The following is a 22,310-nucleotide window of genomic DNA, read 5'->3' as shown; positions in this document are numbered from 1 at the left end:
TGCGTTTCCTTCTAATTTGTTACTTCATGTCCTGCCGTTTTAATGGTTGAGCCATTCATGTGTTTGACACGCGCAGCGATTTCCTTGTGGCGTCCGTTAACCATCGGACGCGCTTGAGGATTTCCCAGATAACCACACGTACGTTTGACTACATCTACTGTTTTAGGGTCGCTATTGCCACAGTTGGGACAAGCAAAGCCTCTCTCAGTTGGTTCAAAATCCCCTTCAAAGTCACACTTGTAGCAACGATCAATCGGAGTATTGGTCCCTAGATAGCCAACTCGGTCATAGGCATAGTCCCAAACAGCTTCCAGGGCCTTAGGATTTTGTTGAAGAACTGGATACTCACAATAATGGATAAAGCCACCTGACGCACCTGCTTCTGGATAAACTTTCTCAAAGTCTAATTTTTCAAACGGTGTTGGATTTTTACGAACATCGTAGTGGAAAGAGTTGGTGTAGTATTCCTTGTCCGTGATGTCCGGAATAGAGCCGAACTTCTCTGTATCCAAGCGACAGAAGCGGTCTGTCAGACTTTCAGACGGTGTGGAGTAGATAGAGAAATGGTAACCATATTGGTCAGACCACTCTTCCACACGACGTTTCATATCGCGAATGATATCCAATGTGAATTCCTTGGCTTCAGGATTGCTTTCCCAGCTGTTTCCAAAGAAGACCGTCGCAACTTCGTACAAACCGATGTAGCCCAGCGAAACTGTCGCGCGGCGATTCTTAAAGAGTTGATCTACACTTTCTTCTTTTCCGAGACGGCGACCGAAGGCTCCGTACTGATAAAGGATAGGGGCATTCGCTGGTGTTGCTTCCTTGGTCCGTTCAACACGGTAAACCAGAGCATCTTCTGCGATGTTCATACGCTCATTGAAGATTTCCCAGAACTTATTCAGATCCCCTTCAGACTCGAGGGCGATACGAGGCAGATTGACTGTCACAACACCTAGATTCATACGACCTGAATTGACCTCGACACCATTCTCATCCTTCCATCCTTGGAGGAAAGAACGGCAGCCCATAGGAACCTTGAAGGAGCCTGTCAGTTCGATAATCTTATCATAGGATAAGACATCTGGGTACATCCGCTTGGTTGCACACTCAAGAGCCAACTGTTTGATATCGTAGTTAGGTGACCCCTCCTCTAAGTTAAGGCCTCTTTTCAGCGTAAAGATGAGTTTAGGGAAGATAGCTGTACGGTGTTCTGAACCAAGCCCCTTGATTCGGATGTTTAAGATAGCTTTTTGAATTTCCCGCTCAAAACGACTAGTTCCTAGACCAAAACCGAGCGAAGTAAAAGGTGTTTGTCCATTTGAAGTGAAGAGGGTGTTGATTTCATACTCAAGAGATTGCATGGCATCGTAGATGTCCTTTTGCGTTTTTTTCCAAGCGTAATCTTCCCGTTTTTCGGGCAAGACCCACTCTTCCGCATCCTTGAGGTGTTTTTGATAATTCTTCTCCGCATAAGGCGCCAAGACTTCATCGATACGGTCAGCTGAACAGCCCCCGTACTGGCTAGAAGCAACGTTGGCGATGATTTGTGAAATTTGAGCTGTCGCAGTCTGGATAGACTTGGGACTCTCTACCTCTGCATTCCCAATCTTAAAACCATTTTCCAGCATGCCTTTAAAATCAATCAAACAGCAGTTGGTCATCGGAGTGTAGGGGCTGTAGTCCAAGTCATGATAGTGGATATCCCCTTTTTGGTGAGCATTAGCTACGTGCTTAGGAAGCATTTGCAGCCCGATTGACTTCCCAACAATCCCTGCTGTCAAATCACGTTGGGTGTTGAAGACATCGCTGTCTTTATTGGCATTTTCATTGACAACTGCTTGATCTTTATTGAGCAGTTTATGGATACTAAAGTTGATATCTGTCGCTTTTGAGCGCTCAAAATCCCTTTGTGTCCGATAAGTGATATACTCCTCAGCCAAGGCATATTCTTTGGCTTCAAGGAGTTCATGTTCTACGACATTTTGAATTTCGTAAATCTTGACACCTTGAGGGAAGCGACTGTGAATTTCAGTCACGATTCTTTCAACTAGACCATTTAGGCGTTTTTCTACTAGAGGCGTAACGTCCATAACCTTTTCCGCCGCCTTGTGGAGAGCCTTGTCAATCTTGTCTACATCAAACACCACTCGTCTACCATCTCGTTTTTCAACGAACAAGGTGGGAACGGTTGCAAGCTTTTCTTCTAATACAATCATATCCATGCTCTTTTCTAAAATGTTGTTCTATGAAGTATTATACCACTCTAAAAATAAAAATCAATATCTTGTGTTAAAAATCCTAAATTTTTTAAAATTCCACAAGATATTGATTTTTTGTTATTTTGATTTATAAAGTTTGAACTCGCTAGTATCTGTCTGAACAAGCTCATAGTTTTCACTGAGCCAGCTCTCTACATCTGACCACAAGGCAACTTTTTGATTGACCACAATCATCTTCGGTTGATTCTCTTTCAGGTCATTCATCAGTTTAGTTTTATTTTCATCGCTTGCAGTATAGAGTGTTGGAGTTGATAGAGAAGTCGGCGCCAAGCGTTCACTTGCACGGTAGAAATCTGGGCGATCATCCCAAGCATAGACTCGATCCTCAGAACTCGTTTGCTGTTTGACCACACTAGCAAGACGGTCTCTCTCCTGATAAGTCGCTGGGTGAGAAAGGTAGCGACTCACGATAGGAAGAACAATGAGATAGGCAAGGACAATCAGTGGTAGATAGAAATTTCCTTTAAGGAAAGAAGTTTGTTTCTCACGTCTTCTTCTACGACGACTCCCTCCCTCAGAAACATCTTCCTTGATTCCTGTCAGAAGGAGCAAGACCAAGAAAGGAATTAGCACCACAAGACGAGTACCGTTGATAGGTTCTTTGGAGAGAATCAAGATTCCCAAAGAAATCAACAATCCCAAGCTAGCAGCAATTGAGAGGGCATATTGCTTGGCTGGTTTTGACTGGAACAAGCCTGCAAAGAGCAAGCCAAGGGAACCTAATCCAATAGCAAGCAAGCCATAGAAGGCTGCATTTTCAAGCAAATGCGAATTTGAAAAGAGGCTAAGAGTATTTATCGGATACAAGGTCTGGCTAATGGCATCCCCAAAACTACCTGTCCACACTGTATAGTAGCCTAAAGGATAGAATAAGAGTGAAAATCCTAGGGCTGACGCAAAAAACTGATATAGACCATGAACAAAGTGACCTTTGCCTAGATTAAAGCCGATAATTCCCAAGGCCAGTACAGCCGCAAACAAGGCGGTTGGGATTGGCGCAAGGAAGAAAGCAAGTGCAAGGCTCATCCCCACTCGTACAAATCCTTTGTCGTCCTTTGGAAAAGCTAGATAATTTGTAACGATACTCAATGAATAAAATAGGAAAGGCAGGGCTAGCAAGAGAGCATAACCGCCACCAAAAGCGAGGCCCGCTACAAGCAAGTATAAAATAAAGACGACTCGCTCCGCTTCCTTTTCTTGGCCGACAAGAGTATCCGCGGCCTTAAAAAGAAAAACACCTGCTCCAAACAAGGCCAACCACTCAACCAAAGCAATCAAAATACTGCCTTGAAAAAGATAGTTTAGCACATAATAGAGCAATCCTTCCGTCCCAAAGTAATCTGTATACATTTGACCATTTTGATGCAAGGCCCAACCGGTATAAAAATCTTGAGTTTGTTGCGGACTGACTAAACCAAAAATAATAGGCAGGACAACCGAAATGGCTGTGGCTACTAAACTCCAAAGCAAAATACTAAAAAAGGGAATGGGAGCTTCTTCTCTCTTTTCTGGCGCTGACCAGTCTTGGTAATGAGATCCTTCTTGTTTCTCATCTATTTTCCCGTATACGTTCATTCAATTTCTCCTCTAAGTTTATCTGTTTTAGTATATCAAAATCTTACAGGAATGTCAGCTTGGGATTGATATTTGCTGAATTTCTTATCCAATAGCGCAAAGCGTTCGATTTCACGAAAACGGTGAAATCGGCTGTTTCTATACTCTCTGATAAAATCATCATCTTCTAGATTAAGCATGGTTTTCTCCTTTACTTATCTATTCGTAAGAAGACAAAAAAGACCCAGCCTTGGGCTAGATCTTGGTCGATAGTTAGAGCATAGGTGCAAACAACTGGACAATTTCCTTGATTAGGCTTTGATACCAGCTGGTTTTGATAGTGTGAGGATAAATTTCTTGAGAAACTTTAAAAATCTCTTCGAAGTCCCTTTCAATATCGATGATGGACTGCGTTCTATAAAGTAAGACGGCATTTTCATAGTGGTGGAGCAAGCTACGATAGTCAAAATTGATGGTCCCCACGGTGGCCACTTCTCCATCGACAAGCATTTGCTTGCTATGAAGGAATCCCGGACTGTACTCATAAATACGAACTCCAGCAGACAACAAGTCAGGATAGGCTCCTCGAGTAACTAACTGAATAACCTTCTTATCTGGGATACAAGGCGTCACAATTCGCACATCTACCCCTCTCAGAGCTGCATTTTTGATACTTTCAGTTAGATCGTAGTCAGCAATCAGATAGGGAGTCGTGATGTAGACGTAATCTGTAGCTTGATTGATAAGATTTTGGTAGACCGTTTTTCCAACTTGAGCTCTGTAGATAGGTTTTGGCCCACTACTATAGGGAATACAGAGCCCCATCCCATCTTTGGGCTGATTTTCGAGATGGTATTGGTCAAAGTCACTAATCTCTCCACGGTTGATGTACCAGGCAGATAAAAAGAGTCTGGTAAAAGCCTTAACTGCTGGTCCATCCAGACGAATACCGCTATCCTTCCAATAACCAAAGCGTTCGATATGGTTGATATACTCATCGGCCAGATTGATACCACCTGTATAGGCAATTTGACCATCGATAACCATGATTTTACGGTGATCACGGTTGTTATAAGCAACGGTCAAACGTGGAATCACCTTGTTAAATTTGTGGGCTTCAATCCCTCGACCACGAAGCTGGATGGTGTAATCTCCAGGCAAGGTTGCCATACAACCAATATCATCATAGAGAAGCTTCACCTCTACTCCTTGAGCTGCCTTTTCTTCCAAAATCTCCAAAATACTATTCCACATCAAACCTTCTTCGATGATATAGTATTCGAGAAAGATAAATTTCTCAGCCTTCTTGAGATCCTCTAGCATCTGGCGCCACAGGCTTTCACCAGATGCAAAAAATTGTGTATCCGTTCGATCATAGACATCAGCATTCGTGTCCATGCTGAGGAGAGATTTGATAACGCCGTAAGCTGACTTGTCTTGCTCTTTTAACTCCAAACGGAGAGCTCTGCTATTGTCCTCTCGATCAACCATTGATTGGAGTTGCTTTAGCTGCTTCATTTCTTTTTTAGATAAACGGCGTTCTCCAAACATGATATAGAGTAAGGGACCAAACACTGGCACAAAGGCTACTAACAGCCATGTTACCTTACTCTCAGGATTCATGGACCGATTGACAATCGATACAATGGTCGCTAAGCTCACTAAAATGACTAGGATAATCCAGAGAATAGGAGCCATTTGCCCTAGATAGAGAAATAAACCAAAGACGATAAACAACTCTGCCAACATGATGGTAATACTAAAACCATATTTGGACATGAGTAGCTGCATTTTTCTAGCTGTCATACATCCCCTTCCTTTTCTAACATTCTCCTTAACTGCTTGATAAACTAGTGTTTCTACTAGTATACCTCAGTTCAGGGGTAGATGGCAACCGTTTACCTTTTTCTATGCAAACTATTCCAAGAACTGCAAGATTTCTAAACTACACCCACACTATATGAAGCGCTGCCCCTCTTATCTTTTTAACTAGGGTATTAAGAAACTTAAAAAGAACTACCAAAATGATAATTCTTTCCATAATTATTTATATTTTTCAATATCGAACAAATCCTAGGACAGTCGCTATTGAGGTCGTAGAAGGTAAAGTCGGAACCTTAATTCCGAACTTCTATTTAGTTAAATTTGAAGTTCTATTTTGTTAGTACCACTTGATCAGATGGGTCACGATCCATATCATCGATAATCAATTGATTACCATTAACCGTGTAAATTTTGACATCATCACCGATAATGACACGTTGTTTTTCTGGTTCAAAGCTGACTTGCTTGATTTCCTTATCCCCATCTGGCTCGACCTCAGTCCATGTGCCAGTTTTACCTGTTACAACAAGAGTGATTTGGTCATTCTCATCTTTTCCAGTATAGGTACCATCGATATTCGTAGGTTGAGCTACAGTAGTGTCCTGACTTGAGGACGCCTGTGATTGACTAGCACTTGTCGCAGCGCTAGAAGATGATTCTTGTTGAGTAGATGATTGCTGAGCAGATTGCTGGGCAGGGGCTTGTGCTTTAGGTCCACAAGCTGCTAAAAGACTAAGAATTGCTAGGGAAGCAATAGAAAGTGTGAATGTTTTCGTTTTCATAGCGATTTCCTTTCTTTTGTGCCAATGTTTTGCTGGAATCGTTTCCAGATATACCTCCTGCCTACAGTATAGCAACATAAACCTATAAGGTCAACTAATCTCGTCGCTTCCTACCAAACTTGCTCGAACTTCCGAGATAAAGTAGAGGGATCCCGTCACGAAAAGCAAGTCCTGGCCATTGGCCTTATCTTCAAATTCTCTGATAAAGTCGCCATAGGAAGGAATCAAATCATAACCTACCACATCCTTTTCATCCAGAGAGCCTTGGTAGTCAAAGCCTGTTACCTTAAGTTTTACCTGAGGCAACTGCTCAGATAGATAGCCTAGCATCCCCTGATAATCCTTGCGTTTAAGTGCTCCAAAAAGGATGCGAACCTGGTAACCTTGCTGGATTTTCCCCTGGATAAACTCTACTAGACGACTTAAAGCTGGCAGATTGTGAGCCCCATCTAGGTAGATTTGCGGGCGAATCCGTTCCAATCGCCCTGCCCAGTGGGTTTCTTTCAAGGCCTGTCTGACAAGCTCTTCTTCAACCCCTTCACCTCTTGACACCATAAACAGAAGAAAGCTTTGTAAAGCCAAGGCGGCATTTTCTTGCTGATAAACACCTTCCAAACTAATTTCAAGTTGTGAAAAACTCGCTAGGCTGCTTGAAAAATCCCCAGCATTCAAGGAGAAGTCTAGCCCAGCTTGATAGAGATCCACACCTAACTCTCTTGCTGTATTTTGACAGACAAGTTTAGCTTCTGGAGCGAGCTTAGCAATGACTGCCTGCTTGCCGGCCTTGAAAATACCAGCTTTCTGCTCGGCTATTTCCTCTAGACTATCGCCCAAGGTCTCCTGATGATCTAGCCCAATGGAAGTAATAACTGCAATCTCTCCTGTTACGACATTAGTCGTGTCAAGCAAACCACCAATCCCCACCTCTAGCAGGACTAGATCCACTCCCTGCTCTTTAAAATAAAGCAAAGCAATCAAGGTCAACAACTCAAAGAAAGACAATTGATCATGTGTTTCTAAAAGAATTTTCTCCATCTCCTTGACTTGGTTGGCTATACGGACAAAGTCTTCCTCTGCGATTGGTTGCCCATTGATACAGATTCGATCATGGATGCTGATGATATGAGGAGAGGTAAAAGTACCAACTTTTTTACCATGAGCAACAAACAACTCCCTCATAAAGGCAATAGTTGACCCTTTACCGTTAGTCCCTGTTACATGGATAATGGGATAAGCCTTCTCAGGATTCCCCAGCAAATCCACAGCTCGCTGCATTCGTCCAAGGCCAGATCTAAAGTTTAAACCAATCCGACTATGAAGCCATTCTTCTACTTCAAACATACATGTCTCCTTAACAAAAGTCCAATCAACTACCGCATCAAAGTATGATTACAAATAAAAAGTGAGGTCAGGACTAAAATCCCAACCTCTTACCTGGTTAGCTAATCACTAGCTACTATGAATTTCAACGTGGGCTAAAAACGTCCCCCGGATATTCCAACTCTCTCCAATTTCTGGGAGTTGGGCTAAAAACGTCCCCCGAACGTTCCTGCGTTTCTAATTTCTGGCGCAGGGCTAAAAACATCCACCGGACTTACTTACGGTCTTTATTTTTAGCGTAAGGGTAAAAATGTTCCCCAAACGTTCCTGCGTTTCTAATTTCTGGCGCAGGGCTAAAAATGTCCCCCGGACATTTTTACTCTTCCATAAAGCTGTTGAAGACTTCTTCAATCATGTTCCATTCGTCTTCTGAGTCTTCTGGGATTGGTTGCAATTCGCCTTCTGTTCCGTCTTCATTTTCGATGAATGAGTAAGCTTGGATTTCAACTTCACCATTTTCATCTTCTTCTGCGTTAACTGGCACTAGCAGAACATAGTTTTTACCAAATTCTTCTTTCCCATCGATGGTCAAAAGAATTTCAAACAAGGTTTCATTTCCTTGCTCATCTACTAGTGTAATCAATTCACGTTCTTCGTGGTCATGGTTGTGATCGTGTGACATAGTTTCTCCTCTGTCTTAAAATTTTCTATCTAAATAATTTTGCAAAATCAACTGAGCAGCCAGCTTATCAATAACTTTCTTGCGTTTGTTACGGCTGATATCTGCTTGTTCAATCAACATACGCTCCGCAGCAACGGTCGTCAAACGCTCATCCTGATAGTCTACTGGTAAACCAAAAAGTTCCTCTAATTTTGCTCCGTAGGCTTGACTGGCTTCTACCCGCGGACCGCTGGTATTGTTCATGTTTTTAGGCAGACCTACTACAAAGCGTTCCACCTTATAGATGTCAACCAATTCCTTGATACGATCAAAACCAAACTGGCCCTGATCCTCATTAATCTGGATGATTTCAAGTCCCTGAGCGGTGAAGCCTAGTGGATCGCTAATAGCCACCCCTACTGTTTTTGAACCGACGTCCAATCCCATAATTCTCATAGATTATAGATCGACTCCTTGTCCTTTAAGGTAGTAGCGTACCAATTCTTCAACAATTTCATCACGCTCATACTTACGGATTTGATTTCGTGCATTGTTATAACGAGGAACGTAGGCAGGGTCACCACTCAGTACATAACCGACGATCTGGTTAATCGGATTGTAGCCCTTGTCGTTCAAAGAAGCATAGACGTCTGTCAACGTTTCGCTAATTTCTTTCTTATTGGAATCATCCAATTTAAACCGTACAGTTTCTTCAGTAAATCCCATTCTAACACCCTCTTTCCTTAGAATAGTACTATTATAGCACATTCCCTGACGTTCTACAAATAAGTCAGTCTATTAATTTGGATTTTCTATTGTTCTGTCGCCCCATTTGCCACTCTATCTGCAATATATTGGCTAGGTTCGTTTTTTAAGAGATTTTCAAGACCGATATTTTTTAAATATTCCAGCTGAGATGCCTTTTTGACATCCAGCACTTGAAAATCATAAGTTGTTGTAGTCTGAATTTCTGTCTCGCTGAGTAGCTTGGTTTCCAGTGTAAATCCTGCTAGTTTGCGTGCCTCTTGGATGGTCTCATCCTTTTCTTCCGCTTCTAGAAGCGCTTTTTGCGTCTCCTCTAGGCCATTTTCAGAGATAAAGGTCTTGAGTTCATCCCCGACAGGTCGTTTTTGCTGAATGGTCAAGGTCAAAAACTGATTACCTTTATAGGTAATGGTCTGAGTCTGCTGCGTTCCATTTTCTGACTTCGGCATCAACAGGGTCTTGGTAACAACCGTATTCTTTTCGGCATTGTCCAAAACGGGAAGGTTTGATTGAAGAGGTTCAGATGCTGTTGTGGTAGCAGCAGGAGTTTCCTTTTTTTGCCCACATCCCGCAAGCAAAAAGAGGAGAGCAAAACTAGCAATTAGTAACTTTTTCATAATTCCTCACATGATTTTAAAACAAAAGAGCAAACAAGGCCAGGAGTCACTCCCAGCCTTGATGTTTTATAGAGCTGCACGTAGACGTGCTTCTGCATTTTCTACATTACGGACAGAGCGTGGCAAGAAGGCACGGATATCATCTTCTTTATAGCCGACTTGTAGGCGCTTCTCGTCAACGAGAATCGGACTCTTTAAGATCCGTGGTGTTTCCATGATTAAGTTGAGCACTTCATTGACACTCAAATCCTCGATGTCAACTCCAAGTGCCTTAGCGTAGCGGTTTTTTGACGAAACGATACTGGCAATTCCATTATCTGTTTTCGTGAGAATATCTAATAACTCTTCTCTTGTAATTCCTTCTTTACCGAGATTTTGTTCTTTATAACTTAACTGGTGGGCATTGAGCCAGGTTTTCGCTTTTTTACAGCTAGTACAACTTGAGACTGTATAAATTTTGATCATGTACCTACCCCTTTCGCTACATGTTACTATCAGTTTAGTCTATTATACCATAAAAAACATCCGACTTGCGACCTATTTTTAAAAAAAATTAACTTTTTTCGCGATTTTCGTACTTTTTTCTTGACAAAATCAATTTATAACCAACTTTTAAATTTTTTGATATAGATTCGTTTCACAACTGTAACACTTATCATATAGAGAACGATAATCAAAAGCAAAAAGAGGAAATAAATTGGTTCCAAAGGGGTTAAATGAAGCAGGCTAGCAATTGAAGAGTAGGGAAGGAAGGTCACAAAACTAGCTGCTAGCAAGGTTGTCCCAAGAACAAACCATGATGGACGACTTTGTAAGAAAGGAAGTTTTGCTGAACGGAGCATATGGATAACCATGGTTTGGGACCACATGGATTCAATGAACCAACCTGTCTGGAACAAAATAATAAAGCCCGTTGCAGACTCTGCTCCGTGAGCATAGGCTTGACCTGTCGCCATTGGGACAATGACAAAATAGAGTAAGATAAAGGTCAAAATATCAAAGGCAGAAGAAATCGGACCCATCCAAATCATAAAGCGAGTAATAGACTTAGCCTCCCACTTATGAGGATGTTTCAAAAAGTCTTCATCCACATTATCAAATGGCAAGGCAATGCAAGAAAGGTCGTAGACGAGGTTCAACACAATCAAGTGAATCGGAGCCATAGGAAGGAAAGGTAAAAAGATACCAGACACTAGCAGAGAGAAAATGTTCCCGAAATTAGAGCTGACCGTCATCTTGATATATTTGGTCATATTAGCATAGACTTTGCGTCCTTCAACCAGCCCTTTTTCAAGCACCATCAAATCCTTATCTAACAAAATGACATCAGCCGTTTCTTTGGCAATATCTACTGCTGTATCAACAGAAATCCCCACATCTGCCACTTTCATAGAAGGGGCATCATTGATCCCATCTCCCATATAGCCGACACAATGTCCATTCGATTTGATTTGTAAAATGATTCGTGCTTTTTGATCCGGAGAGAGTTTGGCAAAGACAGTCACTTTCTCAACTGCTTGGGCCAATTCTTCGTCCGTCATAGCGTCAATATCAGAACCCAACAAGATTTGATCAACGTCTAAACCAACTTTTTCGCATACTGCTTGGGTTACCTTCTCATTGTCTCCCGTCAAGATCTTTGTTTGAACACCGTGTTCTAACAAAGCTTGGATAGCAGGTGCTGCTGATGGTTTTGGTGGATCTAGAAAGGCAAGATATCCGGTTAGAATCATCTCTTTTTCATCTTCAACGGAGTAAGCAAAACCTTCTTTTAGGCCTGTTTTATAGGCGACTCCCAAGACTCGCAATCCCTGTTGATTAAGTTGATCTACTTCTTTTAAGATTTCCACTCGGATATCATCCGTCAGAGGGCTAATCTGACCTTGATATTCCACATGGGTTGAAATCGCAAGCATTTCCTCTAGGGCACCCTTGGTTACCAAACTAACAACTTCGTTTTCATCCTTGACGATGACACTCATCCGTCTACGTTCAAAGTCAAATGGAAGTTCATCGATTTTTTGGAAGCTAGTATCCAAATTTTGTAGAATAGCGTGTTCTTTAGCTTCTTTTTCAGTTCTACTGATAATGGCACGGTCCATCAAGTTTTTCAAACCGGTTTGAAAATAGGAATTGAGATAGGCACGTCTCAACACAGATAAATCCAAATCTCCATGTATATCCAAAGGATATTCAAGGACAATTTCGTCTTGGGTAAGGGTTCCGGTTTTATCCGTACACAGGATATCAATAGCACCTAGGTCTTGTATGGCATTGAGTTTTTTGATGACGACTTTTTCCTTGGCCATGATAATGGAACCTTTTGCTAAACTGGCCGTGATGATCATAGGAAGCATCTCAGGTGTCAATCCAACACCAACACTCAGTGCAAACACACCTGCTTCCAGCCAGTCGCCGTCTGTCAAGCCATTGGAGAGAAACACGATGGGAACCATGACCAACATCAAACGGATCAAGAGCCAAGAGATGCTGTTCATCTCCCGTTCAAAAGAGGTCGGTTCGTCATAGGTATTGAGGGTCTGCTCGATTTCTCCCATCATGGTATCATCACCGACCGCTAGAATCAAAGCCTTGGCACTTCCTGATATCACGTTGGTTCCCATAAAGGCGAGCGCTTCTGCTTCTAGCAGACTATCGAAGTTTGACTGACTCATTTTTGACAAGGCTAGTTTTTCAACCGAGTCACTTTCACCTGTCAAACCAGACTGTTGGACAAAGAAATCACGTGATTCAATTAAAATGAGGTCTGCTGGTATCATATCCCCAGCACTTAACTTGACTATATCTCCAACGACCAAATCTTCAATTGCGACCTCTAAACTCTGGCCTTCGCGAATAACTGTGGCTGTGTTCACAATCATTTTGGATAGATTGGTCGCAGCCTTGTCACTCCGCAATTCTTGAACAAAGCGTATGCCACCAGAGATTAGAACGAGAACGACGATGATGATAGAGGTCGTCGGATCTTCTTGCCCAGGCTTCGCCAACCAGACATTGGTCACCATGGAAATCATAGCGATGACCAACAGGATGATTGTAAATGGATTGATAATCGATTCGTAAATCTTTTTGAAGATACTGTCTTCTTGACCCTTGGTGATGGTGTTTTCGCCATATAGGTCACGATTTTTCTCCACCTGCTCCTCAGTCAAGCCTGTTAGACTTGTCTTATAAAAAGATAGAGTTTCGTTTAAAGGTGTGTGAATAGCTACTGCTAATCTTTCTTTTGTAGTTTTCATTGGTTTCTCCTATCTGTATGAATGATGTGTTTCATACACAGAGACCAATCACTTTATAAGGGCAGAACGACACAAATCAGCGATTGGCTGTGTATGTGCGGTTCTGGGTGGTCGTCAATCTGCATCGTCTGTCTCCTTTCCCTGTTCTAAAACAGTAGAAAATCCTGCCATAAAATGGCAGGATTAAAAAACTAATTATCTGTTTTTTCGTTCAAGCTTTAACTCCATAGGGCAATGAAATGAGCTTAGTCTTGGCCTTCGCGACCAGGACTGTTGACCAACGAGTAGTGTCTCCACTGCTTTGCGGTAGTCATCCGTATCCCTATGGTAGCCTCACCTACCGTTTTCGTCTATCAGTATAAACCTTTAAAATATAAAAGTCAATGATTTATCTCATTTTTTAGATAACAATCAATTCTTTTGGAGCAAGTGTCAATAACTCACAACCGTTATCTGTAATGAGGATATCATCCTCGATACGAACCCCGTATTTACCTTCAATATAGATACCCGGTTCATCAGTCAAGACCATACCAGATTTAATGACTTCTTTGGAAGTTTGGCTAAAGTAGGGTTCTTCGTGGATGTCCAGTCCAATACCATGGCCAATACCATGAGTAAAGTAGTCGCCATAGCCTGCCTCAATGATAATATCACGAGGAATTTTGTCAAAGTCACGGAAACCTAGACCTGCCTTGGCTTGGTCAATCAGAGCTTGGTTGGCTTTCAGAACCGTATTGTAAATCTCTGCTTGCTCGTCACTGACATGGCCTAGATAAATGGTCCGTGTCATATCGCTGACATAGTGGTCGTAGAGACAGCCGAAGTCCATGGTAATGGCTTCTCCCAGCTCCACTGGTTTGTGCATAGGATGGGCATGGGGTTTAGAAGAGTTGATACCACTGGCTAGAATCGTGTCAAAAGATAAGCCAAATGCTCCTAGCTCCCGCATACGGAAGTCAAGGAAGTTGGCAATCTCAATTTCAGTCTTTCCTGGTTTGATAAAGTCAAGGGCATCGCGGAAAGCTTGGTCTGAGATAGAACAAGCCTTGCGAATAGTCGCAATCTCCTTTTCATCCTTAATCATTCGAAGTGCTTCAACAAACTGAGTCTGTGGAAGCAAGTCAATTCCCGCAAAAGCTGCCTGCATACGGTGGTAATAAGAGACCGAAATCTCGTCCTCAAAACCGATGCGAGACAAGCCCATATCCTTAACGATGCCTGCAATAACAGCCAATTCGTCACGGTCAGCCACAATCTCAAAACCTGTTACTTCTTGCTTAGCTGCAATGATATAGCGAGAGTCTGTCACCAAAACCTGACGGTCACGACTGATAAAAACGGTTCCATTTGAACCCCAAAAACCAGTCAGGTAATAGACGTTTTTAAGGTTGTTGATGATGATACCATCTAGTTCTTTTTCTTGCATTTTAGCTAGAAATGCTTGCACACGTTTATTCATGATGTAACTTTCCTTTCAAATACTGTCCTGTGTAGCTGGCTTCATTGGCCGCTACTTCTTCTGGGGTTCCTGTTGCGATGATGGTTCCACCACCGACACCGCCCTCAGGTCCCAAATCGATGATATGGTCTGCTGTCTTGATAACATCTAGATTGTGCTCGATGACGAGGACAGTATTCCCATCGTCGACAAAGCGAGCCAAGACTTTAAGCAAGCGAGCGATATCCTCAGTGTGAAGCCCTGTAGTTGGCTCATCCAGAATGTAGAAGGATTTCCCTGTCGAGCGTTTGTGGAGTTCACTAGCCAACTTCATACGCTGAGCTTCTCCTCCAGAAAGGGTGGTAGCCGGTTGCCCTAGCGTTACATAGCCCAGCCCCACATCCTTGATGGTCTGAAGTTTACGCTGAATCTTGGGAATGTGTTGGAAGAATTCCACCGCATCGTTGACGGTCATGTCCAAAACCTGCGAGATATTCTTTTCCTTATAGTGGACTTCTAGGGTTTCACTGTTGTAGCGAGTCCCGTGGCAGACTTCACAAGCCACGTAAACATCTGGCAAGAAGTGCATCTCAATCTTGATGATCCCGTCACCTGAGCAGGCTTCGCAACGACCGCCCTTGACGTTGAAACTGAAACGGCCCTTCTTGTAGCCTCGAATCTTAGCTTCGTTTGTCTGGGCAAAAAGGTCACGTATGTCGTCAAAAACTCCTGTATAGGTAGCTGGATTGGATCTCGGCGTCCGTCCGATTGGACTCTGGTCAATATCAATCAGACGATCGACATGCTCAATCCCAGTAATCGTTTTAAACTTACCAGGTTTGTCTGAATTGCGGTTTAGCTTCTGCGCAATGGCTTTTTTGAGGATGCTGTTGATCAAGGTCGACTTCCCTGAACCTGACACCCCTGTCACTGCGATGAATTTTCCTAATGGGAAGCGAGCGGTAATATTTTGCAAGTTGTTCTCACGCGCTCCTGTCACTTCGATAAAGCGACCATTTCCGGCACGGCGCTCTTCTGGTACTGGAATGGCACGTTTACCTGACAAGTACTGGCCTGTAATAGACTTACTGTTACGGGCCACCTGCTTGGGTGTTCCTGCAGCAACAATCTCTCCACCAAAAACACCGGCACCCGGACCAACGTCAATCAGATAATCCGCCTCACGCATGGTATCTTCGTCGTGTTCTACCACGATGAGAGTATTGCCCAAGTCACGCATCTTTTTCAGACTGGCAATCAGGCGGTCATTATCCCTCTGGTGGAGACCAATCGACGGCTCATCCAATATATAGAGGACACCTGAGAGGTTGGACCCAATCTGAGTCGCCAAGCGAATTCGCTGACTCTCCCCACCTGACAGGGTTCCTGCCGAACGTGACAGCGTCAAATAGTTAAGCCCCACGTTATTGAGGAAGGTCAAGCGATCCTTGATTTCCTTGAGAATGGGACGAGCAATAATGGCTTCATTTTCAGACAAGGTCAACTGGCTCACCAACTCCAAATGGTCTGCGATAGACAAATCTGAGATTTCACCGATATGTGGCCCTTGCTCACCACCCACACGAACAGACAAGGCCTGATCGTTGAGACGATAGCCGTGACAAGTTCCGCAGGTCAGCTCATTCATGTAGAGACGCATCTGGGTGCGCGTGTAGTCACTATTGGTTTCGTGATAACGACGCTTGATATTATTGACGACTCCCTCAAACGGAATGTCGATATCGCGCACACCGCCAAATTCATTTTCATAGTGGAAATGGAATTCCTTGCCATCCGAGCCGTAGAGAATCAAGTTCTTATCTTCTTCTGACAAGTCTTCAAATGACTTATCCATATCCACTCCAAAGGCTGTCATGGCTTGTTCCAGCATATTTGGATAGTAGTTAGATGAGATAGGATTCCAAGGTGCTAAGGCTCCCTCACGCAAAGTTTTGCTGGTATCAGGAACCACCAAGTCAACATCCACCTCTAGCTTGATGCCCAAACCGTCACACTCACTACAAGAGCCAAAAGGAGCATTGAAGGAGAAGAGACGAGGCTCTAACTCTGGTACGGTAAATCCACAAACTGGGCAAGCATAATGCTCAGAGAAGAGCAACTCCGAATCATCCATAGTGTCGATAATCACATAGCCTTCTGCGATACGAAGGGCAGCCTCAATGGAATCAAAGAGACGGCTACGGATGCCCTCCTTAATGATAATACGGTCAACCACAACATCAATATTGTGTTGCTTGCTCTTGGATAACTCTGGCACTTCGGTCACATCATAAACTTCCCCATCCACACGGACGCGGACATAACCGTCTTTCTGAATCTTTTCAATGACACTCTTATGTTGCCCTTTTTTCTTACGGATGACCGGAGCTAAAATTTGCAGACGTTGCCGTTCCGGCAACTCCAAAACCTTATCCACGATTTGTTCTACAGAAGAAGCCTTGATAGCCCCATGCCCGTTAATACAGTAAGGCGTCCCCACACGTGCGTAGAGGAGACGCAGATAATCATTGATTTCAGTCGTCGTTCCCACGGTCGAGCGAGGGTTTTTGCTGGTGGTTTTCTGGTCGATGGAAATAGCCGGGCTGAGGCCATCAATGGCATCCACATCTGGTTTTTCCATGTTGCCCAAAAACTGGCGAGCATAGGCTGACAAGCTCTCTACATAGCGGCGTTGCCCCTCCGCATAAAGGGTATCAAAGGCCAGACTGGATTTCCCAGACCCTGACAAACCAGTCACAACGACTAGCTTGTCTCGTGGAATCTCCACATCAATATTTTTTAAGTTATGGGCACGCGCCCCATGAATCACAATTTTATCTTGCATATTTGTTCTTTCTAGTCCATTATTGCTTTCCATTATACCAAAAAATGTGAAATTCTATTACCCAAAAAGCCGATTTTGTAGTATAATAGTACGGTGCAAAAAATCAAACACTGAAATAGTAGGAAAGGATAGGGGATATGAAACAAGTTTTTCTCTCAACAACAACGGAATTTAAAGAGATCGACACGCTTGAACCGGGTACTTGGATCAACCTCGTCAATCCTACACAAAATGAATCGTTGGAAATCGCTAACGCCTTCGACATTGACATTGCCGACCTTCGAGCACCGCTCGATGCGGAAGAAATGTCCCGTATTACCATCGAAGATGAGTACACTTTGATCATCGTGGACGTTCCCATCACAGAGGAAAGAAACAATCGTACCTACTACGTTACGATTCCGCTGGGGATTATCATCACAGAGGAAACCATTATCACCACCTGCTTGGAACCCCTCCCCGTTCTCGATGTCTTTATCAACCGTAGACTGCGCAACTTTTACACCTTCATGCGTTCACGCTTTATCTTCCAGATTCTCTATCGCAACGCCGAACTTTACCTTACGGCCCTTCGTTCGATCGACCGTAAGAGTGAACAAATCGAAAGTCAACTTCACAAGTCTACTCGAAACGAAGAGCTGATCGAGCTCATGGAATTGGAAAAGACCATCGTCTATTTCAAGGCCTCACTTAAGACGAACGAGCGCGTGATTAAAAAATTGACCAGCGCAACTAGCAATATCAAGAAATACCTAGAAGACGAAGACCTACTCGAAGACACTCTGATTGAAACCCAACAGGCCATTGAGATGGCAGATATCTATGGAAACGTCCTTCACTCTATGACAGAGACCTTTGCCTCTATCATTTCCAATAACCAGAACAACATCATGAAAACCCTGGCTCTCGTGACCATCGTTATGTCTGTCCCAACCATGATCTTCTCAGCCTACGGGATGAACTTTAAGGATAATGAAATCCCTCTGAACGGCGAGCCTCACGCCTTCTGGTTAATCGTCTTTATCGCCTTTGCTATGAGTGTTTCGCTCACTCTCTATCTCATCCATAAAAAATGGTTCTAAGAGGAATCCCTATGTCTCAGATTGATTTACAAAAATTAACTAAGAAAAACCAAGAGTTTATCCACATCGCTACCCAACAATTTATCAAAGATGGTAAAACAGACGCTGAAATCAAGGCTGTTTTTGAGGAAGTCATTCCTAAAATCCTTGAAGAGCAAGCCAAAGGAACAACAGCTCGTTCCCTCTACGGGGCTCCAACTCATTGGGCTCATAGCTTCACTGTCAAAGAGCAATATGAAAAAGAGCATCCAAAAGAAAATGATGATCCAAAACTCATGATTATGGACTCAGCCCTTTTTATCACCAGTCTCTTTGCATTGGTTAGCGCTCTGACTACCTTCTTCTCTACAGATCAGGCTATTGGCTATGGGTTGATTACCCTCTTGTTGGTTGGACTTGTCGGAGGGGTGGCCTTCTACTTGATGTACTACTTTGTCTACCAGTATTATGGACCAGACACAGATCGTAGCCAGCGCCCTCCTTTCTGGAAGTCAATCCTCGTCATCCTGGCCGCTATGGTCCTTTGGTTGGTTGTCTTCTTTGCAACAAGCTTCCTACCAGCCAACCTCAATCCAGTCCTTGCTCCATTGCCTTTGGCTATCCTGGGAGCTGCCCTTCTCGCTCTTCGCTTCTATCTCAAGAAACGTTTCAATATCCGAAGTGCAAGCGCGGGCCCATCACGTTATTAAGAAAAGTGAAAAGCTATGGCATATAGTCAATCTTTAGCTCAGCAGATTCGAAAAATTCTAGCACTCAAACTTCCTCCCCAAATTTTCGAAGAAGAGCTAGAAGAAAAGAAACTGTTTGGTGGCCTTGCCTTTATGATTCGTGGGAAAATGGTCCTTACAGTCAGTTCCAGAAAGGACGAGCTGGTTATGGTGAGAATTGGCAAAGAAATAGAAAAGCAAGTTCTACCCCGAACAGGAGCTCATACTACATTGATGAGAGGGAGACCTTATCATGGCTATATAGACCTAGATATCGAAGGTCAAAAAGAACTTCCTTACTGGATTGATTTAGCTCTCTCCTATAATCAAGAGTTGACCAAGTAACTCATATCTAGCGAGATTAGAAAAACGAAAAGCAACTGCATAGGGGGTTGCTTTTTTTCCTGCTTTCTTGAGATTCAATAGCACTTCTGAGTCTCATTATTGTAGTTTTCTCTCACCTTTTGTGATAAAATAGGCTCAATCAATTTCTAGGAGGATGAGGTATGGTTTCTACTATTGGTATTGTTAGTTTGTCTAGTGGTGTTATCGGAGAGTATTTTGTCAAACATGAAGTGGAGCTAGGTATCCAGCGTCTCAAGGATCTTGGACTCAATCCTGTCTTTTTGCCCCATTCGCTAAAGGGCTTGGACTTTATCAAGGATCATCCCAAGACGCGTGCAGAGGATTTGATGCAGGCCTTTTCGGACGATAGCATCGACATGATCCTATGCGCCATCGGTGGGGATGATACCTATCGCTTGCTACCCTACCTTTTTGAAAATGACCAACTACAAAAAGTTATCAAACAAAAGATTTTTCTTGGCTTCTCGGATACCACTATGAACCACCTTATGTTGCATAAACTAGGAATCAAGACTTTTTACGGCCAATCATTTCTAGCGGACATTTGTGAGTTAGACAAAGAAATGTTGCCCTATAGCCTCCACTACTTTAAAGAATTGATCGAGACTGGGAGAATCTCAGAAATCCGCCCTAGCGACCTTTGGTATGAGGAACGGACTGATTTTAGTCCCAAGGCCCTGGGAACAGCTCGTATCAGTCATGTAAATGCAGGTTTTGACTTGTTACAAGGAAATACCCAGTTTGAGGGAGAAATTCTCGGAGGTTGCCTTGAATCTCTCTATGATATCTTTGACAATTCTCGATACGCAGACAGCACGGAGCTCTGCCAAAAGTACAAACTCTTCCCTGACTTATCCGACTGGGAAGGAAAGATCCTCTTGCTAGAAACAAGTGAAGAAAAACCTGAACCTGAGGATTTCAAAAAAATGTTGCAGGCTTTGAAAGAAACTGGGATATTTAAGGTCATCAGTGGACTCTTGGTCGGGAAACCAATGGATGAAACCTTCTATGACGACTATAAGGAAGCACTATTGGATATCATTGATAACAATATCCCGATTGTCTATAATCTAAATGTCGGCCACGCAACGCCAAGAGCCATTGTTCCCTTTGGCGTTCACGCCTATGTAGATGCACAGGAGCAAGTCATTCGCTTTGACGATAACAAAAAATAAACAATTTCTCCATTTTTGTGCTTTGGTATTGATTTTCGTTACAATTTGTGTCTGAATTTATTGCATTTTGCTTATTTCTATGATATCTTTTTAAAGGAGGTGTATATGACTAAACAAAAAATAAATCAAATTGTCGGTTCAATCGGGGCCTTTATCGGGATTATTGTATTTATCGCCTACATCCCACAAATTTTTGCCAATTTACAAGGCAACAAAGCTCAACCATTCCAGCCTTTATCCGCAGCAGTATCTTGTTTAATTTGGGTTATTTACGGATGGACAAAAGAGCCTAAGAAGGATTGGATACTAATTATTCCAAACTCAGCTGGCGTTGTCTTAGGTGGACTGACATTTCTTACTGCACTATAAAAGTTACTAGCATATAATCAAAAAGCTGAGATAATTTTCTCAGCTTTTTCTATTTTCTCAGATAGTTAGACGCTTGGACTCACTAATTTCCGTTTTTCCACTCACAATCATTTTCGTGGTCGTCAATCAAACCTGCTGCTTGTAGAAAAGCCAAAACCGCAACTGGACCTGTGAATTTGAAACCACGTTTTTTGAGATCCTTGGATATTTTCTCAGATAAAGACGTTTTAGCTGGGGCTAAGCGATAGTCGGGGACATCATTGATGATGGTTTGTCCATTGACAAAAGACCAGAGATAGGCATCAAAGGAGCCATATGCTTCCTGAACTTGTAAAAATGCTTGGACATTGGAGCGTGTCGCAAAGAGCTTGGCACGATTTCGGATGATGGCTGGATTCTCTAACAAGGCTTCCAACTCCCCATCTGTCATTTCCGCGACCGCTTGAATTTGATAGCCATGAAATGCTTCTCGGAAAGCCTGGCGTTTGTTGAGTACCGTTTCCCAAGACAGACCAGCCTGATAAGTCTCCATACAGAGCAGTTCAAAAAGAGCGCGGTCATCATGAAGGGGTTGCCCCCACTCCTCATCATGATAGGCTACATATAAGGGATTATTCATTTTTACCCAACCACAGCGTTTTGGCATATTATACTCCTATTTGACCAACATCTTAAGGGCCGACTTGATATAGTTCTCTGCTGTATCCGTCGTTCCTTCAAAGAATTTCTTGATTTTCTTAAGTTCAGTCGCCTTGTAGCCCAGTGCCAGCATGGCTTCCATAGCTTCTTCCAGTTCTTGGTTTTCAGCGCTGGTTTGCACTGCGACCTTGGAAGGAAGGTCATCACTAGCCACGACTACCTTGCCTTCCAAGTCCAGCACCATCTGCTGGGCTGTTTTCTTGCCAATTTTAGGGAACTTGGTCAAGTAGGTGATGTTCTTAGTCTCGATCGCTTGAACCAAGCCAGCATTGTCATCAGCTGCGATGATAGCAAGAGCTGACACAGGACCAATCCCTGAGACCGAGATCAGACTGAGAAAGAGCTTTTTCTCATCTTCTGAGCGAAAACCGTAGAGCAGATGGGCATCCTCACGAACAACTTGGTGCACATAAATCTGAGTTTCTTGATTGACCTGACCTGAGTAGGCATAGGGATTGGCTACATGCAAGATATAACCGATAGAGTTGACTTCCAATACGATGTACTTGGCTGTAATTTTACTGATGATTCCTTTAAAATATTCGTACATTATTTTCACTT

The 22,310-nt window shown here is 43.1% G+C and carries 21 protein-coding genes and 1 riboswitch; of the genes, 5 read left to right on the top strand and 16 right to left on the bottom strand.

The annotated features are described in order from the left end of the window. Positions 1-11: 11 nt before the first annotated feature. The 14 genes from nrdD to uvrA form a co-directional block, all read right to left on the bottom strand. Positions 12-2,219, bottom strand: coding sequence for an anaerobic ribonucleoside-triphosphate reductase (nrdD, locus tag B7720_RS03410; protein WP_049484765.1), 2,208 nt, complete (start codon positions 2,217-2,219; stop codon positions 12-14). 120 nt (positions 2,220-2,339) lie between these two features. Continuing rightward, a complete protein-coding gene (locus B7720_RS03405) occupies positions 2,340-3,857 on the bottom strand; it encodes a damage-inducible protein CinA (protein WP_084856539.1) in 1,518 nt (505 codons plus the stop codon). A gap of 35 nt (positions 3,858-3,892) precedes the next feature. Then, positions 3,893-4,036, bottom strand: a complete 144-nt coding sequence (locus tag B7720_RS09715) for a hypothetical protein (RefSeq protein WP_000933184.1) — start codon at positions 4,034-4,036, stop codon at positions 3,893-3,895. 73 nt (positions 4,037-4,109) lie between these two features. Then, positions 4,110-5,642 carry a cardiolipin synthase gene (cls, locus tag B7720_RS03400; protein ID WP_084856537.1) on the bottom strand — a complete coding sequence of 511 codons (1,533 nt, stop codon included), beginning with the start codon at positions 5,640-5,642 and terminating at the stop codon, positions 4,110-4,112. A 347-nt stretch (positions 5,643-5,989) separates the two neighbouring features. Further along, entirely contained in the window at positions 5,990-6,442 is a 453-nt protein-coding gene (locus B7720_RS03395) for an SP_0198 family lipoprotein (protein ID WP_084856535.1), read from the bottom strand. A 90-nt stretch (positions 6,443-6,532) separates the two neighbouring features. Then, complete coding sequence (locus B7720_RS03390) at positions 6,533-7,783, bottom strand: bifunctional folylpolyglutamate synthase/dihydrofolate synthase (RefSeq protein ID WP_070569363.1); 1,251 nt, start codon at positions 7,781-7,783, stop codon at positions 6,533-6,535. 355 nt (positions 7,784-8,138) lie between these two features. Beyond that, positions 8,139-8,444, bottom strand: coding sequence for a DUF1292 domain-containing protein (locus B7720_RS03385; RefSeq protein WP_000017624.1), 306 nt, complete (start codon positions 8,442-8,444; stop codon positions 8,139-8,141). A 15-nt stretch (positions 8,445-8,459) separates the two neighbouring features. Further along, positions 8,460-8,879 (bottom strand): Holliday junction resolvase RuvX, encoded by a 420-nt coding sequence (gene ruvX, locus B7720_RS03380; RefSeq protein WP_002874889.1) that lies wholly within the window; start codon positions 8,877-8,879, stop codon positions 8,460-8,462. A gap of 3 nt (positions 8,880-8,882) precedes the next feature. Then, entirely contained in the window at positions 8,883-9,149 is a 267-nt protein-coding gene (locus tag B7720_RS03375; protein WP_000507059.1) for an IreB family regulatory phosphoprotein, read from the bottom strand. An 86-nt stretch (positions 9,150-9,235) separates the two neighbouring features. Then, positions 9,236-9,805 carry an SP0191 family lipoprotein gene (locus B7720_RS03370; protein ID WP_084856532.1) on the bottom strand — a complete coding sequence of 190 codons (570 nt, stop codon included), beginning with the start codon at positions 9,803-9,805 and terminating at the stop codon, positions 9,236-9,238. Between the two features lie 66 nt (positions 9,806-9,871). Further along, positions 9,872-10,270: a transcriptional regulator Spx gene (gene spx, locus B7720_RS03365; protein ID WP_000591165.1), complete on the bottom strand. Its 399-nt coding sequence runs from the start codon at positions 10,268-10,270 to the stop codon at positions 9,872-9,874. A 134-nt stretch (positions 10,271-10,404) separates the two neighbouring features. Then, positions 10,405-13,065 carry a magnesium-translocating P-type ATPase gene (gene mgtA, locus B7720_RS03360; RefSeq protein WP_084856529.1) on the bottom strand — a complete coding sequence of 887 codons (2,661 nt, stop codon included), beginning with the start codon at positions 13,063-13,065 and terminating at the stop codon, positions 10,405-10,407. A 195-nt stretch (positions 13,066-13,260) separates the two neighbouring features. Continuing rightward, a riboswitch (M-box (ykoK) riboswitch) is annotated at positions 13,261-13,412 on the bottom strand. A 53-nt stretch (positions 13,413-13,465) separates the two neighbouring features. Continuing rightward, entirely contained in the window at positions 13,466-14,527 is a 1,062-nt protein-coding gene (locus B7720_RS03355; RefSeq protein WP_084856527.1) for a M24 family metallopeptidase, read from the bottom strand. After that, positions 14,520-17,351: an excinuclease ABC subunit UvrA gene (gene uvrA / locus B7720_RS03350; protein ID WP_084856525.1), complete on the bottom strand. Its 2,832-nt coding sequence runs from the start codon at positions 17,349-17,351 to the stop codon at positions 14,520-14,522. The genes B7720_RS03355 and uvrA overlap by 8 nt, the downstream gene beginning before the upstream one ends. 137 nt (positions 17,352-17,488) lie before the next feature. On the opposite strand from uvrA, the gene B7720_RS03345 reads away from it, so the two are divergent. From B7720_RS03345 to B7720_RS03325, 5 genes are all read left to right on the top strand, one after another. Next, positions 17,489-18,433, top strand: a complete 945-nt coding sequence (locus B7720_RS03345) for a magnesium transporter CorA family protein (RefSeq protein ID WP_000815617.1) — start codon at positions 17,489-17,491, stop codon at positions 18,431-18,433. Positions 18,434-18,444: 11 nt separating this feature from the next. Beyond that, the gene (locus B7720_RS03340; RefSeq protein ID WP_084856523.1) at positions 18,445-19,122 is read left to right on the top strand and encodes a DUF1129 domain-containing protein; all 678 of its coding nucleotides are present in this window, start codon (positions 18,445-18,447) and stop codon (positions 19,120-19,122) included. A 15-nt stretch (positions 19,123-19,137) separates the two neighbouring features. Beyond that, on the top strand, positions 19,138-19,485 hold the full coding sequence (locus B7720_RS03335) for a TfoX/Sxy family protein (protein WP_000331822.1): 348 nt from the start codon (positions 19,138-19,140) through the stop codon (positions 19,483-19,485). Between the two features lie 161 nt (positions 19,486-19,646). Continuing rightward, positions 19,647-20,681, top strand: a complete 1,035-nt coding sequence (locus tag B7720_RS03330) for a S66 family peptidase (RefSeq protein WP_084856520.1) — start codon at positions 19,647-19,649, stop codon at positions 20,679-20,681. 105 nt (positions 20,682-20,786) lie between these two features. Beyond that, on the top strand, positions 20,787-21,050 hold the full coding sequence (locus B7720_RS03325) for a SemiSWEET family transporter (RefSeq protein ID WP_000166112.1): 264 nt from the start codon (positions 20,787-20,789) through the stop codon (positions 21,048-21,050). Between the two features lie 82 nt (positions 21,051-21,132). On the opposite strand, the gene B7720_RS03320 is transcribed toward B7720_RS03325, so the two are convergent. Both B7720_RS03320 and ruvA read right to left on the bottom strand, forming a co-directional pair. Next, positions 21,133-21,696: a DNA-3-methyladenine glycosylase I gene (locus tag B7720_RS03320; protein WP_084856518.1), complete on the bottom strand. Its 564-nt coding sequence runs from the start codon at positions 21,694-21,696 to the stop codon at positions 21,133-21,135. A 9-nt stretch (positions 21,697-21,705) separates the two neighbouring features. After that, positions 21,706-22,299 carry a Holliday junction branch migration protein RuvA gene (gene ruvA / locus B7720_RS03315; RefSeq protein ID WP_084856516.1) on the bottom strand — a complete coding sequence of 198 codons (594 nt, stop codon included), beginning with the start codon at positions 22,297-22,299 and terminating at the stop codon, positions 21,706-21,708. Positions 22,300-22,310: the final 11 nt, after the last annotated feature.

This window comes from Streptococcus oralis subsp. oralis, from assembly GCF_002096455.1.
GTDB lineage: Bacteria > Bacillota > Bacilli > Lactobacillales > Streptococcaceae > Streptococcus > Streptococcus oralis_CY.
This window is presented reverse-complemented; position numbering and strand designations above follow the sequence as displayed.

Excerpts from the sequence above, each read along its gene's own strand:
- uvrA (WP_084856525.1), bottom strand. The coding sequence starts at position 17,351 with ATGCAAGATAAAATTGTGATTCATGGGGCGCGTGCCCATAACTTAAAA.
- B7720_RS03375 (WP_000507059.1), bottom strand. The coding sequence starts at position 9,149 with ATGGGATTTACTGAAGAAACTGTACGGTTTAAATTGGATGATTCCAAT.
- B7720_RS03345 (WP_000815617.1), top strand. The coding sequence starts at position 17,489 with ATGAAACAAGTTTTTCTCTCAACAACAACGGAATTTAAAGAGATCGAC.
- ruvX (WP_002874889.1), bottom strand. The coding sequence starts at position 8,879 with ATGAGAATTATGGGATTGGACGTCGGTTCAAAAACAGTAGGGGTGGCT.
- ruvA (WP_084856516.1), bottom strand. The coding sequence starts at position 22,299 with ATGTACGAATATTTTAAAGGAATCATCAGTAAAATTACAGCCAAGTAC.
- B7720_RS03320 (WP_084856518.1), bottom strand. The coding sequence starts at position 21,696 with ATGCCAAAACGCTGTGGTTGGGTAAAAATGAATAATCCCTTATATGTA.
- B7720_RS03355 (WP_084856527.1), bottom strand. The coding sequence starts at position 14,527 with ATGAATAAACGTGTGCAAGCATTTCTAGCTAAAATGCAAGAAAAAGAA.
- B7720_RS03335 (WP_000331822.1), top strand. The coding sequence starts at position 19,138 with ATGGCATATAGTCAATCTTTAGCTCAGCAGATTCGAAAAATTCTAGCA.
- B7720_RS03330 (WP_084856520.1), top strand. The coding sequence starts at position 19,647 with ATGGTTTCTACTATTGGTATTGTTAGTTTGTCTAGTGGTGTTATCGGA.
- B7720_RS03395 (WP_084856535.1), bottom strand. The coding sequence starts at position 6,442 with ATGAAAACGAAAACATTCACACTTTCTATTGCTTCCCTAGCAATTCTT.
- B7720_RS03370 (WP_084856532.1), bottom strand. The coding sequence starts at position 9,805 with ATGAAAAAGTTACTAATTGCTAGTTTTGCTCTCCTCTTTTTGCTTGCG.
- nrdD (WP_049484765.1), bottom strand. The coding sequence starts at position 2,219 with ATGATTGTATTAGAAGAAAAGCTTGCAACCGTTCCCACCTTGTTCGTT.
- B7720_RS03405 (WP_084856539.1), bottom strand. The coding sequence starts at position 3,857 with ATGAACGTATACGGGAAAATAGATGAGAAACAAGAAGGATCTCATTAC.
- B7720_RS03390 (WP_070569363.1), bottom strand. The coding sequence starts at position 7,783 with ATGTTTGAAGTAGAAGAATGGCTTCATAGTCGGATTGGTTTAAACTTT.
- spx (WP_000591165.1), bottom strand. The coding sequence starts at position 10,270 with ATGATCAAAATTTATACAGTCTCAAGTTGTACTAGCTGTAAAAAAGCG.
- B7720_RS09715 (WP_000933184.1), bottom strand. The coding sequence starts at position 4,036 with ATGCTTAATCTAGAAGATGATGATTTTATCAGAGAGTATAGAAACAGC.
- B7720_RS03340 (WP_084856523.1), top strand. The coding sequence starts at position 18,445 with ATGTCTCAGATTGATTTACAAAAATTAACTAAGAAAAACCAAGAGTTT.
- B7720_RS03325 (WP_000166112.1), top strand. The coding sequence starts at position 20,787 with ATGACTAAACAAAAAATAAATCAAATTGTCGGTTCAATCGGGGCCTTT.
- B7720_RS03385 (WP_000017624.1), bottom strand. The coding sequence starts at position 8,444 with ATGTCACACGATCACAACCATGACCACGAAGAACGTGAATTGATTACA.
- cls (WP_084856537.1), bottom strand. The coding sequence starts at position 5,642 with ATGACAGCTAGAAAAATGCAGCTACTCATGTCCAAATATGGTTTTAGT.
- mgtA (WP_084856529.1), bottom strand. The coding sequence starts at position 13,065 with ATGAAAACTACAAAAGAAAGATTAGCAGTAGCTATTCACACACCTTTA.